The organism is Streptomyces sp. NBC_01775 (genome assembly GCF_035917675.1).
In the GTDB taxonomy this organism is placed as follows: Bacteria; Actinomycetota; Actinomycetes; order Streptomycetales; family Streptomycetaceae; genus Streptomyces.
Genome location: NZ_CP109104.1, coordinates 2,241,575 through 2,255,045, shown reverse-complemented (window position 1 = coordinate 2,255,045; position 13,471 = coordinate 2,241,575). Strand labels below are relative to the sequence as shown.

14 protein-coding genes are annotated in these 13,471 nt (G+C 71.9%); all 14 read right to left on the bottom strand.

Annotated elements, in window-relative coordinates:
• Positions 1 to 143: 143 nt before the first annotated feature.
• The gene (locus tag OHB04_RS10205; protein ID WP_326807321.1) at positions 144 to 899 is read right to left on the bottom strand and encodes a sirohydrochlorin chelatase; all 756 of its coding nucleotides are present in this window, start codon (positions 897 to 899) and stop codon (positions 144 to 146) included.
• Positions 899 to 1,834, bottom strand: coding sequence for an ABC transporter permease (locus OHB04_RS10200; protein WP_326807320.1), 936 nt, complete (start codon positions 1,832 to 1,834; stop codon positions 899 to 901). Before OHB04_RS10200 ends, OHB04_RS10205 begins: the two co-directional genes overlap by 1 nt.
• Positions 1,821 to 2,582, bottom strand: a complete 762-nt coding sequence (locus tag OHB04_RS10195; RefSeq protein ID WP_326687349.1) for an ABC transporter ATP-binding protein — start codon at positions 2,580 to 2,582, stop codon at positions 1,821 to 1,823. Before OHB04_RS10195 ends, OHB04_RS10200 begins: the two co-directional genes overlap by 14 nt.
• A gap of 34 nt (positions 2,583 to 2,616) precedes the next feature.
• Positions 2,617 to 3,732 (bottom strand): aliphatic sulfonate ABC transporter substrate-binding protein, encoded by a 1,116-nt coding sequence (locus OHB04_RS10190; RefSeq protein ID WP_326687348.1) that lies wholly within the window; start codon positions 3,730 to 3,732, stop codon positions 2,617 to 2,619.
• A 204-nt stretch (positions 3,733 to 3,936) separates the two neighbouring features.
• Positions 3,937 to 5,280, bottom strand: coding sequence for a sulfate adenylyltransferase subunit 1 (locus OHB04_RS10185; protein WP_326687347.1), 1,344 nt, complete (start codon positions 5,278 to 5,280; stop codon positions 3,937 to 3,939).
• Positions 5,281 to 5,282: 2 nt separating this feature from the next.
• The gene (gene cysD, locus OHB04_RS10180) at positions 5,283 to 6,218 is read right to left on the bottom strand and encodes a sulfate adenylyltransferase subunit CysD (protein WP_326687346.1); all 936 of its coding nucleotides are present in this window, start codon (positions 6,216 to 6,218) and stop codon (positions 5,283 to 5,285) included.
• Positions 6,215 to 6,802 (bottom strand): adenylyl-sulfate kinase, encoded by a 588-nt coding sequence (cysC, locus tag OHB04_RS10175; RefSeq protein WP_326807319.1) that lies wholly within the window; start codon positions 6,800 to 6,802, stop codon positions 6,215 to 6,217. Before cysC ends, cysD begins: the two co-directional genes overlap by 4 nt.
• A complete protein-coding gene (locus tag OHB04_RS10170; protein ID WP_326687344.1) occupies positions 6,802 to 7,533 on the bottom strand; it encodes a phosphoadenylyl-sulfate reductase in 732 nt (243 codons plus the stop codon). The genes cysC and OHB04_RS10170 overlap by 1 nt, the downstream gene beginning before the upstream one ends.
• Before the next feature lie 17 nt (positions 7,534 to 7,550).
• Complete coding sequence (locus tag OHB04_RS10165) at positions 7,551 to 7,757, bottom strand: hypothetical protein (protein WP_326687343.1); 207 nt, start codon at positions 7,755 to 7,757, stop codon at positions 7,551 to 7,553.
• The gene (locus OHB04_RS10160; protein WP_326807318.1) at positions 7,754 to 9,448 is read right to left on the bottom strand and encodes a nitrite/sulfite reductase; all 1,695 of its coding nucleotides are present in this window, start codon (positions 9,446 to 9,448) and stop codon (positions 7,754 to 7,756) included. The genes OHB04_RS10165 and OHB04_RS10160 overlap by 4 nt, the downstream gene beginning before the upstream one ends.
• Before the next feature lie 206 nt (positions 9,449 to 9,654).
• Positions 9,655 to 9,738, bottom strand: a complete 84-nt coding sequence (locus OHB04_RS41795; RefSeq protein WP_344569275.1) for a putative leader peptide — start codon at positions 9,736 to 9,738, stop codon at positions 9,655 to 9,657.
• 181 nt (positions 9,739 to 9,919) lie between these two features.
• On the bottom strand, positions 9,920 to 10,825 hold the full coding sequence (locus OHB04_RS10155; RefSeq protein WP_326807317.1) for a hypothetical protein: 906 nt from the start codon (positions 10,823 to 10,825) through the stop codon (positions 9,920 to 9,922).
• Between the two features lie 22 nt (positions 10,826 to 10,847).
• Positions 10,848 to 11,414, bottom strand: coding sequence for a GNAT family N-acetyltransferase (locus OHB04_RS10150; protein WP_326687340.1), 567 nt, complete (start codon positions 11,412 to 11,414; stop codon positions 10,848 to 10,850).
• 93 nt (positions 11,415 to 11,507) lie between these two features.
• Entirely contained in the window at positions 11,508 to 13,430 is a 1,923-nt protein-coding gene (locus tag OHB04_RS10145) for an ABC-ATPase domain-containing protein (protein WP_326807316.1), read from the bottom strand.
• Positions 13,431 to 13,471 lie beyond the last annotated feature (41 nt).

Below are 13,471 nucleotides of genomic sequence, written 5' to 3'. Positions count from 1 at the left end.
ACGCCGTCCGTCGCGTGCCAGACCGTCACCCCCCGTGCGGGGAAGCTTCAGCAGTCTGATGCGCCGGGGTCCCGCCCGCAACTCCCTTGCGGATTCCGGGTGTTCGGCGGCGAGGCCCGGGGCTCGGCGGGGCAGCCCAGGGGTCAGGCCGCCGCAGCCGCGGGGGTGAGGGCGGTGGCTTCGGCGTAGCGGGTGGCGATGACGTGCGCCAGTTCCGGGGCCGGGCCCAGGACCGGGGCCAGGACCTCCGCTCCCGCCTCGTGCGCGCCCGCGGCGATGCGGTCCGGGAGGCGGCCGGGGGCCAGGACGTAGGGGGCGACCGCCACCCGGCGGGCGCCGGCCGCGCGCAGGGCGCGTACGGCGTCCGCCGGGCGGGGGGATACAGCGGAGGCGAACGCAGGCCGCACGGAGCACCAGCCTGTGGTGCGCCGCCACTCCCGCGCGATTTCTGCGATCACTGCGCTCGCCTCCGGGTCGGAGGAGCCCGCCGAAGCGAGCACGACACCCGTCGTGGGCGCGTCGCCGGGCCGCAGCCCGGCCTCGCGCAGCCGCCGCTCCAGGGCCCGCACCAGCAGGGGGTGAGGGCCCAGGACGTCGGCCTGGCGGACGGCCAGCCCCGGCAGCACGGAGGCCGCCTCGTCCAGCGCCGCCGGGATGTCGGTCTTGGCGTGGAAGGCCCGGGTCAGCAGGAGGGGGACGGCGATGACATCGCGGACCCCCCTCGTGTACAGCCGCGTCAGCGCGTCGCGCACCGACGGGGCGTCGAAGTCGAGATAGCCCGTCTCCACCCGCACTCCCGGCAGCAGCCGCCGCACCCGCGCGGTGAGCGCGCCGACGGTCGCGGCATGCCGGGGGTCGCGGCTGCCGTGGGCGACGAGAAGCAGAGCGGGACGGAACATCAGCGCAGCAGCCCCCGGTGACGCAGGACGCGCCGCTCGACGGGCGCGAAGATGAGCAGTTCGATGCCGATGCCCACCAGCAGGATGAGCAAGATCGCACCCAGTACCAGCGGCATGTCCTGGTAGGAGCGGCCGGTCTCCAGCAAGGTGCCCAGCCCGGAGCCCAGCTCGGGCGAGGTCGCGATCAGCTCGGCCGCCATCAAGGAGCGCCAGGAGAAGGCCCAGCCCTGCTTGAGGCCCGCGAGGTAGCCGGGCAGCGCGGCGGGCAGCAGGACGTGCCGTACGCCGCTCAGCCCCGTCGCGCCGATCACCTTGCCCGCGCGCAGGTGCAGCGGCTGGATCTGGTCGACGCCCGAGACGAGCCCGTTGGCGATCGACGGGACGGCACCGAGCAGGACGACGGTGTAGATCGTGGCGTCCGTCAGCCCGAACCAGATGATCGCCGCCGGCACCCAGGCGACCGAGGGCAGCGACTGGAGCCCGGAGAGGATCGGCCCGATCGCGGCCCGCACCGCCCGCACCCTGGCCACCAGCAGCCCCAGCGGGGTGCCGATCGCCAGCGCGACGAGGAAGCCGAGCGCGCCGCGCGAGACGCTCTGCCAGATGACGCCGAGGATCGTGCCCTTGTACCACTCCTCGGCGAGCGCGTCCCACACCATCAGGGGGCTCGGCAGCTGGTAGTCGGGCTTCAGGTCCAGCGCGAACGCGGCCTGCCACAGGCCCAGGACGAGCACGACGGCGACGACCGGCGGCAGGACCTTGGTCCGCAGCAGCTGGCCCAGCGGGGGGCGCGTCGTCGTACGGGTGTCGAGCGCGTCCAGGCCGGCCTCCAGGCCCGCCAGGTCGCTGCTCGCGCGCTGCGCCTCGGTCGCGACGGACGCCTCGGACGCTTCGGCCGTCTCGGTGGACTTCGGTTTGATGTCAGTGCTGGCCATGGCGGCGGATCTCCCCCCGGAGCTGTTCGGTGATCTCGACGGACAGCCCCGCCACGTCCGCGTCCTCGATACGGCGCGGGTGCGGGATGTCGACCTCCCACTCCCGGGCGATACGGCCCGGCCGGGAGGAGAGCAGCACGACGCGCTCGGCCAGGCGGACGGCCTCGCGCACGTTGTGGGTGACGAACAGGACGGAGACGCGCGTCTCCGACCAGATACGGGTCAGTTCCTCGTGCAGCACGTCGCGGGTGATGGCGTCGAGCGCGGCGAACGGTTCGTCCATCAGCAGGAGCTGGCTGTCCTGCGCCAGCGCGCGGGCCAGCGCGACGCGCTGGCGCATGCCGCCCGACAGCTCGTGCACCCGCTTGCCGTGTGCGCCCTTGAGGCGCACCAGCTCCAGCAGGCGCTCGGCCTCCTGCGGCCGGTCGGCCTTGGGCACGCCGCGCAGCTTGAGCGCCAGCTCGATGTTCTTGCCCGCCGTCAGCCAGGGGAAGAGCGCGTGCTCCTGGAACATCAGCGCGGGACGCCCGCCGGGGACCTCGATGGTGCCCTCGGTGGGGCCCTCGAGGCCCGCCACGAGGTTGAGCAGCGTGCTCTTGCCGCAGCCGGATGCGCCGAGCAGCGTGACGAATTCGCCGGGGGCGACGTCGATGCTGATGTCGTCCAGCACGTGCTGGGTGCCGAACGTCTTGGAGACGTTCGCGATCCTGGCTGCCGCCGTGGTCTTTGTCGTCGTGGTGACGGTCACGTGTTCACCTCCTGTACGTGGACTTGGCCGCTGCTCACTTCTGGCCCAGACCCGCGTCGGTCACGGGGGTGCGGCCCTCGCTCTTGAGGACCTTGTTCAGGGGGGACAGGTCGTAGATGCCGGTGAGGTCGGGCTTCTTCAGGAGGCCGGCCGAGGCGCCGTTGTCGGCCTCCCGCTTGAGCGTGGCGGCCAGCGGGTCGTCCGTGACGTCGATCTGCGCGAAGGCCGCGTCCAGCACCTTGTCCGGCAGCGGCTTGCCCGCGTCCCGCCGCAGCGCCTCGTTGATGTGCTTCTTCGCCTCGTCGGGGTGCTTGTCGATCCAGGCGTTGGTCTTCACGGAGCCGCGCAGCACCGCCTCCACGGCGGCGGGGTGCTTCTTGAGGAAGTCCTGGCGCACCACGAGGTTCGTGGTGACGAACTTGCCGCCCTTCCACAGCTTCTTCTCGTTCAGCAGGACCTTGCCGCCCTTGCTGACCAGGTTGCTGGCGGTCGGCTCGGGCACCCAGGCGCCGTCGATGCCCCCCTGCTGGAAGGTGGTGGGGATCTCCTTGTTGTCCTGCCGCAGGACGGAGGTGGCACCCTTGCCCGTCTCGGGGTCGACCTTGATGCCCTTGCCCTTGAGGTAGTGGAGGAGGGCGACGTCCTGGGTGTTGCCGAGCTGCGGGGTGGCGATCTTCTTGCCCTTGAGGTCGCTCAGGGACTTGACCTTCTTCGGGTCGACGACGAGCGAGGCGCCGCCCGAGGTCGCGCCGGAGACGATGCGCAGGTTCTTGCCGTGGGACTGGGCGTAGCCGTTGATCGAGGGGGAGGGGCCGACCCAGGTCATGTCGACGGCTTTGGCGTTGAGGGCCTCGATGGCCGAGGGGCCCGCGTTGAAGACCTGAGTGGAGATCTTCGTCCCGCCCAGCTCCTTGGTGATGGGCCCGCCGGTGCGCAGCCCGACCAGTGGCGTGGCGTGGGTGACGTTGGGGAAGTAGCCGACCTTCACCTGGTCGAGACCGTCGACCTTCTTGCCGCCGGCGGCCTTCGGGTCCGCGTCCTCGACGGCCTTGGAGCCGTAGCCGCAGCCGGCGGCGACCAGCAGCGCCGGGAGGGCGAGCAGAGCCGCAAGGACGCGGTTTCTGGGGCGATTCGGGCGGATGGTGGGCACGGAGGTGTCCTCTCTGAGGGGCCGGGGCGGCCTCTCAGAGAGGCCGGACGGGGCGGTTGACGAGCTGGCGGGGGCGCGGGACGTGCACGGACGTCAGCGCACACATCGCCCGACTCCGCCCTGGCCGCTGCCGCGTACGCCGCTGCCGATGCGGCCACCGGTCTGGTCGAAGGTCGAGAAGACCTCTCCTGGGATGCCCATGGCTCAAAAGTCCCAGCCGTCGTCGTCGGGCACCTCGGCCCCGGCCACCGCAGCCCCGGCCGCGCCGTTGGCGTCGGCGAACGCCTTCCCGGCCATTCCGGCGGTCAGGGTGCTGCCGTCGGCGGGGTCGATGAGCAGGAAGGACCCGGTGCGGCGCGAGTCGGCGTAGGCGTCGACGGGCAGCGCCTCGGCCGTGCGCAGCACGACGCGGCCGATGTCGTTGGCCACCAGCTCGCCGGGCGCCGGGTGCTGGGACAGGTCGGCGAGGGTGAGGCGGGAGGGGATCTCCTTCACGATCGCCTTGACGGTGCGGGTGGTGTGCTTGAGCAGCACCCGGTCACCGGGCTTGAGCGGCCGGTCGTGCAGGTGGCACACGGTCGCCGTCAGGTCCTGGCTGGGCCGTACGTCCGCGTCCGCGGGCGCGATCAGGTCGCCGCGCGAGATGTCCAGGTCGTCGGCGAGCAGCACGGTCACCGACTGCGGCGCCCAGGCCACGTCCACGGCCTGCCCCAGTACGTCGATGGCCTCGATCGTGCTGCTGCGGCCCGACGGGTGCACCGTCACCTGGTCCCCGACGCGCAGCACGCCGGACGCCAGCTGGCCCGCGTAGCCCCGGTAGTCGGGGTGTTCGGCGGTCTGCGGGCGGATGACGTACTGGACGGGGAAGCGGGCCGGGTCGCCGGTCGGGTCGTGGGCGACGGCGACCGTCTCCAGGTGCTCCAGGACGGTGGGGCCGCTGTACCAGTCCATGTGCGCGGAGGGGGTCACGACGTTGTCGCCCTCCAGCGCGGAGATCGGTATGGCGGTGACCTCGGGAACCCCCAGCGAGGTGGCGTAGTCGCCGAACTCCTGCGCGATGGCCGCGAACACGGACTCCGCGTAGCCGGCCAGGTCCATCTTGTTGACGGCCAGCACCACGTGCGGGACGCGCAGCAGCGCGGCGACGGCGGCGTGCCGGCGGGTCTGCTCGACCACGCCGTTGCGCGCGTCGACCAGCACCACGGCCAGCTCGGAGGTGGAGGCGCCGGTGACCATGTTGCGGGTGTACTGAACATGGCCGGGGGTGTCGGCCAGGATGAAGCGCCTGCGCGGGGTGGCGAAGTAGCGGTAGGCCACATCGATGGTGATGCCCTGCTCACGCTCGGCGCGCAGCCCGTCGGTCAGCAGCGCCAGGTCGGGCGCCTCCTGGCCGCGTGCCTGCGAGGCCAGCTCGACGGCCTCCAGCTGGTCGGCGAGCACCGACTTGGAGTCGTGCAGCAGCCTTCCGACCAGCGTGGACTTGCCGTCGTCGACGCTGCCCGCGGTGGCGAAGCGCAGCAGCGACGTCGCTTCGTCTGTGAGGGTCATGATCAGAAGTAGCCTTCCCGCTTGCGGTCTTCCATCGCGGCCTCGGAGAGCTTGTCGTCGGCCCGGGTGGCGCCGCGCTCGGTCAGCCGGGAGGCGGCGATCTCGGCGATGACCTTCTCGATGGTGTCGGCGCCGGAGTCGACGGCGCCGGTGCAGGACATGTCGCCGACGGTCCGGTAGCGCACCTGGCGGCGCTCCACGGTCTCGGTGTCCTTGGGCCCGCCCCACTCGCCGGGGGCCAGCCACATCCCGGAGCGGGCGAAGACCTCGCGCTCGTGGGCGTAGTAGATGGCGGGCAGCTCGATCTTCTCGCGGGCGATGTACTGCCACACGTCCAGCTCGGTCCAGTTGGACAGCGGGAAGACGCGCACATGCTCGCCGGGCGCGTGCCGCCCGTTGTAGAGCTGCCACAGCTCGGGGCGCTGGCGGCGCGGGTCCCAGCCGCCGAACTCGTCGCGCAGGGAGAAGACGCGCTCCTTGGCGCGGGCCTTCTCCTCGTCGCGCCGCCCGCCGCCGAACACGGCGTCGAAGCGGTTTTCGTTGATGGCCTCCAGCAGCGGCAGCGTCTGGAGCGGGTTGCGGGTGCCGTCGGGGCGCTCGCGCAGGGTGCCGTTGTCGATGTAGTCCTGCACGGAGGCCACATACAGCCGCAGCCCGTGGTGGGCCGCCGTGCGGTCGCGGTAGTCGAGGACCTCGGGGAAGTTGTGCCCGGTGTCCACGTGCAGCAGCCCGAAGGGCAGCGGCGCCGGGGCGAACGCCTTGAGCGCCAGGTGCAGCATGAGGATGGAGTCCTTGCCGCCCGAGAAGAGGATCACCGGGCGCTCGAACTCGCCCGCCACCTCCCGGAAGATGTGCACCGCCTCCGACTCCAGCGCGTCCAGGTGGGACAGCGCGAAGGGGCTGCCGGTGTCCTCGGGAGCCGTGATGGCCGTGGTCATATGAGTCCCCTCTCCTTGAGCAGCTCGTGCACCTCGCGGGCGGAGTCCGCCACGCTCCGCCCGTGCGTCTCGATCCGCAGGTCCGGGTCCTCGGGTGCTTCGTACGGGTCGTCCACGCCTGTCAGGCCGGTCAGTTCGCCCGCCGCCTGCTTGGCGTACAGGCCCTTGACGTCCCGCTCGGAGCAGACCGTGACCGGAGTGGCGACGTGCACCTCCAGATAGCCGGTGCCCTGCGCCTGGTGGCGCTTGCGCACGGCCTCGCGGCTGTCGGCGTACGGCGCGATCACGGGCACCAGCACGGTCACCCCGTGCGAGGCGAGCAGTTCGGCGACGAAGCCGACGCGCTGGACGTTGGTGTCGCGGTCGGCGCGGGAGAAGCCGAGCCCGGCGGAGAGGAAGGTGCGGATCTCATCCCCGTCGAGCACCTCCACCCGCTGACCGGCGTCGCGCAGCCGGTCGGCGACCGCGGTGGCGATGGTCGTCTTACCCGCGCTGGGCAGGCCGGTCAGCCACACCGTGGCACCGCTCACGTATCTCTCCTGACCTTCCGTTGCGTTCTGGACGGGGTTCGGGACGGGTGGCATCAGTGCAGTCCGCACTCGGTCTTGTCGAGCCCGGCCCAGCGCCCGGCGCGCGCGTCCTCGCCGGCCAGCACGCGGCGGGTGCAGGGTGCGCAGCCGACGGAGGCGTAGCCGTCGCTCAGCAGCGGGTTGGTCAGCACCCCGTGCTCGGTGATGTAGCTGTCCACATCGTCCTGGGTCCAGCGGGCGATGGGCGAGACCTTGACCTTCTTGCGCTTCTCGTCCCAGCCGACGACGGGCGTGCCGGCGCGGGTCGGCGACTCGTCGCGGCGCAGCCCTGTGGCCCAGGCGTCGTAGGAGCTCAGCCCCTCCTCCAGGGGCTGCACCTTGCGCAGCGCGCAGCACAGGTTGGGGTCGCGGTCGTGCAGCTTGGGGCCGTACTGCGCGTCCTGCTCGCTGACGGACTGGCGCGGCGTGAGGGTGATCACCTCGACGTCCATGACAGCCTCCACCGCGTCGCGCGTGCCAATGGTCTCCGGGAAGTGATACCCGGTGTCGAGGAAGACCACCGGGACGCCCGGGAAGACCCGTGAGGCCAGATGCGCGACGACGGCGTCCTCCATGGAGGAGGTGACGCAAAAGCGGCGGCCGAAGGTGTCGGCGGCCCAGCGCAGCACCTCCAGCGCGGGTGCGTCCTCCAGCTCCCGGCCTGCCGCCTCGGCGAGCCGCATCAACTCGTCGGGAGAGCGCTGCTCTTGGAGAGAGCGGTGCTCTCGTATGTGATCGGTGCTCATGCGTGCTCTATCGGTGCTCATGAAGGCGGTTCCTCTCCCTCAGCTCCCCCGGCGTCCTCCGCCGCTCGCCGCGGGGCGAACCCCGCGGCGAGCAGCCCGAGGAACTTCAGCCGGAAGGCGCGGTTGCACGCGGCGCACTCCCACGTGCCGTGGCCCTCCTCGCTGGGGCGCAGGTCCTCGTCGCCGCAGTAGGGGCAGTAGAACGGCGCCGCGCGCTCGCTCATTTGAGGTCTCCCTCGTCGGCGCGCGCCGCCCACTGCGCGAAGCGCTCGCCGTCGGTGCGCTGTTCCTGGAACCGGCGCAGCACGCGCTCGACGTAGTCGGGCAGTTCGTCGGCGGTGACCTTCAGCCCGCGCACCTTGCGGCCGAAGCCCGGCTCCAGGCCCAGTGAACCGCCCAGGTGCACCTGGTAGCCCTCGACCTGCTCGCCCTCGGCGTCGGTGACGAGCTGTCCCTTGAGACCGATGTCCGCTGTCTGGATGCGGGCGCAGGAGTTGGGGCAGCCGTTGAGGTTGATGGTGACGGGCTGGTCGAAGCCGGGGAGCCTGCGCTCCATCTCGTCGATGAGCCAGGAGCCGCGGCCCTTGGTCTCCACGATCGCCAGCTTGCAGAACTCGATACCGGTGCAGGCCATCGTGCCGCGCCGGAAGACGGAGGGGCGGGCCGTGAGGTCCAGTGCCGCCAGGCCCTCGGTCAGCGACTCGACCTGGTCCTCGGCGACGTCCAGGACGAGCATCTTCTGCTCGGCCGTGGTGCGGACGCGGCCCGAGCCGTGTGCCTCGGCGAGATCAGCGATCTTGCTGAGGGTGGCGCCGTCGACCCGGCCCACGCGCGGGGCGAAGCCCACGTAGTAGTTGCCGTCCTTCTGCTGGTGCACGCCGATGTGGTCGCGCCACTCGTGCACCGGCTTCTCCGGCGCGGGCCCGTCCGCCATCGTGCGCAGCAGGTACTCGTCCTCCAGCACCTGCCGGAACTTTTCCGGGCCCCAGTCGGCGACCAGGTACTTGAGGCGGGCGCGGTTGCGCAGCCGGCGGTAGCCGTAGTCCCGGAAGATCGCGACGACGCCCTCGTGGACGTCGGGGACATCCTCGATCGGCACCCAGGCGCCCAGGCGCACGCCGATCTTGGGGTTGGTGGAGAGCCCGCCGCCGACCCACACGTCGAAGCCGGGGCCGTACTCGGGGTGGTCGACGCCGACGAACGCCACGTCGTTGATCTCGTGCGTGACGTCCATGTGCGGGGAGCCGGAGACGGCCGTCTTGAACTTGCGCGGCAGGTTCGAGTAGGCGGGGTTGCCGATGACGCGCCGGTGGATCTCCTCGATCGCGGGCGTCCCGTCGATGATCTCGTCCTTGGCGATCCCGGCCACCGGCGAGCCGAGGATGACGCGCGGGACGTCGCCGCACGCCTCGGTGGTGGAGAGGCCGACGCCCTCCAGGCGGCGCCAGATCTCCGGCATGTCCTCGATGCGGATCCAGTGGTACTGCACGTTCTGCCGGTCGGTGATGTCGGCGGTGCCGCGCGCGAACTCCTGCGAGATGTCGCCGACGACGCGCAACTGCTGAGTGGTCAGCCGCCCGCCGTCGATCCTGACGCGCAGCATGAAGTACTCGTCGTCCAGCTCCTCGGGCTCCAGCACGGCCGTCTTGCCGCCGCTGATGCCGGGCCGCCGCTGGGTGTAGAGCCCCCACCAGCGCATACGGCCGCGAAGGTCGGAGCCGTCGATGGAGTCGAAGCCCCGGTGCGCGTAGATGGTCTCAATGCGTGTCCGCACATTGAGACCATCGTCGTCCTTCTTGTTCTGCTCGTTGGGATTGAGCGGCGTGAAGTGACCAGCGGCCCACTGCCCCTCGCCACGGTGGCGTCCGGCCTTGCGGCGGGCGGGGGCTGGAGGGCGCTCGGAGGTGTCGGCCATGACGGGAGATCCTTCGGGCAGGAGGCGCGTGCACGTACGGCTGCGTCGGTTGCTCACGGGTACATCCGGTGGGTGTCCGGCTCGGCGGAGTGCCTGTGAGCAGGAGAAACCGGCGTCGAACTGTGGGCTCACCCACGACGGTGGGGGCGGCTGCGGCTCAGCGGGACGTCAGAGAAAGGCTGTCGGAAACGGCGGTGCTGTGACTGTCAGCTCGCCGGACAGATGGCGCTGGACACGCGAACGAGGTCGACGTGACGTCGACTCACCAAGGCGATTCCAGCGCGAGACATGACGGAAGCCTCGCACGGGCGTCTGACGGCAGTCCACTTCCATCCGCATTGCGGACAGATTCGTCTCGTATCGTGATACGGGGCCGTATTGCGTGGCTGCACCCCGTGGGTGTAGGCCGGGCCGGTCCGGGCCGGTGTGCGGCCCGTGCGGGTCTGTGCTGTGCGGGCCGGGTGTGCGGCCTCAGCGCTTGGTGAGCGTGGTGATCTCCGGCGAGTCCGGGTCCCCCTCGCTCAGATAGAGCTTCGGGTGCTCCGCCGAGCCGAGGACGAACCACTCCTGGTCCGCCTCGCATCCTTCCATCGTCACGGTGACGGACTGCTCCCAGGGGTCGGAGGCGCGGTTGAAGTCCCACCCTCCCGTGCCCGAGCAGCTCTCCGTCTCGTCGCCGAAATCGCCTCCGGGAAGAGAGAGGGAGCCGGCCATCGCGCTCCCGTCGGGGGTCAGCCGCAGCGTCCCGAACTTGCCGTCCGACCACGTGCCGTACAGCTGCCCGGCCGTCACCCGCGGCGGCGCGTACGGCGTGACGATCTCCGTCGCGAAAGCCCCGTACCCCAGTGCCACGGTCAGGACGCAGGCCAGGGCCCCAAGCCCCAGCGTGCGGCCCAGCGCCCGCCAGGCGCCCCGCCGTGCGCGCTGCTGCCGGGCGCGGCGGCCCTCCAGCGCGGTGGTGCCGAGCATGAGCGTGCCCACCAGCCACGTCGCCAGGAAGCCCAGGGAATCGACGCCCCAGAACTCGAAGCCCAGGAATCCGGAGCCCAGAAAATCGAAGCCCAGCCAGCCGGCCATCAGCAGGCAGGGCACGAACGCGATACCGGCGGCACACAGCAGCACCCCTTGCCAGGACTCGCGCCGCACCACCTCGGCCACCGCGAGCGCGGGCAGCGCCAGGCACACGGTCACCACCAGGCACACCAGTGCCAGCGGCGGCAGCAGCAGAAAGGCCAGCGCGCTCCCGCCGCCCGTCCCGCCCGGGTGCTCCATGGCATAGGAGGCATATGTGCTGATCAACAGCACGACCATGGTCTCGCACAGCAAGGTCGCCGTCCCCACCAGCACCGAACGGGGATAGCCCTTCTTCTTCGGCATCCGCTTCCCCCGGACTACCCGCTCAGGCCCCGGGCCAGGGCCCCGGCTGGGGGACGCCCTGCTCCTGCTCGGTCTCCGTGCGGTAGAGGCGGAAGCCGCGCTTTTCGTAGTTGGCGCGGGCGTGCTCGCCGTCCTTGGTGCAGGTGTGGACCCATACGCGCTGCGTGCGGGGGCGGTCCGGCCAGCGGTCGGCGAGGTCCCAGGCCCTTTTGAGGCCGCATGAGAGCAGGTGACCGCCGATGCCGTGGCCCCGGAAGGCGGGCAGGAGGCCGAAGTAGCTGACCTCCGTGACGCCCTCGGTCGCGCCGTCCAGCTCGATGAAACCGGCGGGAGTGCCGCGCTCGTAGGCCACCCAGGTCTCGACCCCGGGCCGGTCCAGGAAGTCCCGCCACTGCGCGTACGTCCACGGCAGCCGGTCGTTCCAGGCGATGTCCTGGCCGACCGCCGTGTAGAGGAAGCGGCTGAATTCGGGGCTGGGGACCTGTGCGAGGGAGACCTCGACCGTCTGGTCCGGCTCGCGCGCGGGGACGAGATCCTCCGGCGAGGTCTGCTCCAGGTACCAGGTGGTGACGGTGTCGGGCTCGGTCATGGACACACCCAACCATGCGCCACGTGCGCGGTATCCCCGGGCCCCCGCCGACACATCCGCACCAGGTCCGCAGCTCGTCAGGTCCGCAGCTCGTCAGGTCCGCAGCATCCGCAGCCCTCGTACCCGGTTGACGGCCGCCGCCGTCTCGAAGCGGCGGGGCGCGGCGAAATCCTCGTCCCGGATGGTGAGCAGGGCGGCTGTCGGGCCGTCCGCCAGCGCCTCGTCCAGCAGGTCCAGGGCCTCGGACAGAGTGCGCCGGCCGTCCAGCAGCCCGCGCCGCACCATCAGCTCCAGGGCCAGCCCGATGCCGGTGACCTGGCGGGGGTCGGCGATCTGCTCGACGGCGCGCAGATCCACCTCGTGATCGCCGAAGGACAGCACGTCCTCGCCCCGCGCGCGGATACGCGGGCGCCCGCGCACCTCGGCGTCCAGCGACGCGGGGTCCGGCACCCGGGCGACGACGCCGGGGAAGGACTCGGCCTCCGCGTGCCGCCCGGTGGGCACCGACGCGATCTCGTGGGCACGCACGGTCACGTCCGAGGGGCGGTACGCGTCCATCATGACCACTCGGTCGGCGACCTCCAGATAGTCTCCGGAGCCGCCCATCACCAGCACCGTGGAGACCCCGTGGTCCCGGTGGAGCGAGCGGATGCTGTCCACCAGCGGGGTCAGCGGCTCCCGCTCCTTGGCCACCAGCGTCTGCATCCGGGCGTCCCGGATCATGAGATTGGTCGCCGCGGTGTCCTCGTCGATCAGCAGCACCCGCGCACCCGCCTCCACCGCCTCGCACAGCGACGCGGCCTGCGAGGTCGAGCCGGAGGCGTTCTGCGTGGAGAAGTCCGAGGTGTCGGAGCCGTCCGGCAGATGGTCGACGAAGGCGTGCACATCCACCCGCTCGACGCGGCGCCCGTCCTCGGCCCGCAGCTTCACCGTCTCAACCCGTGAGACGACCAACTCGCGCCCGTCGCCCGGCACATGGTCCCAGATGCCGGTCTCCAGCGCCCGCAGCAGCGTCGACTTGCCGTGGAAGCCGCCGCCCACCACCAGGCTCACGCCTTCCGGCACGCCCATGCCGCTGACCGCGCCCGCGTGCGGCAGCTCCACCGTCACCCGCAGCTCCGCGGGCGAGACGAACGGCACCACGCCTTCGCCCGACGCCGGGCGGTCGTCCACCCCGCTGCGGCGCGGCAGCACGGCCCCTTCGGCGACGAACCCCACCAGGCCGAGCCCGTCCAGCGCGTCCCGCAGCGCCACCGAGTCCTCGACGGTCTCCACGAAGCGGCGCACGTCCTCCGTGTCCAGCGAGCCGTAACGCAGCGCCCGTTCGGCCGCGCGCGGCAGCACCTGGCACAGCAGCCGCTCGGCCTCGCGCCCGTCGATCCGGCGGCCCCTGCCCGGCAGGGCGGCACCCAGCCGCAGCGTCACCGAGCCGTCCGCACCGCTGACGGTGCACGAACTGCGCTCCAGCACCTCCTGTCCGCCCGCGTCCACCCGCAGTGCCTTCTCGCCACCCAGGGCCCGCGCGGCCTCCCGCACGAGATACGAGGCCAGCGCCCGCCGACGGGTCGGTGTGCGCCACAACTCCCCGGGGAGGGCCGCGAGTTGACCCGGAACGTGCACGGCCACCCGTGCGGGCGGCGCATACGGATCAGCCTGCCCGCGCACCAGCTCCAGCGTCTCCCCGCCCGGCAGCTCCCAGCGCCCGACGAGGCTCTTGTAGCGGCCGTACTGCGCGCCTTCGAGTGAGCGGAGCTCGGCGGCGAGGCCGGTGCGGGGCGCGCGGGCGGGGTGGAAGGAGCCGTGGGGTGCGCCGTTCTGGTCGCGGCGGTCGTCGTGGTCGCGGCGACCGCCACCGGCGCCCCGGTAGCCGCGATCGCCCCGGTCGCGCGGGGGCCCGCCGTAGCCGCGTTGACCCGCGCCGCCCCGGCCGCGCTGATGACCTCCGCCCCGGCCGTACGGGCGTCCGCCGCCTCCGGGTCCCTCGGCTCCTGCGGTTCCTCCGGACTGTTCCCGCACGCCGTCGCCCGCCTTTCTCTCGCGTCTGCCGCGTCTGCCAT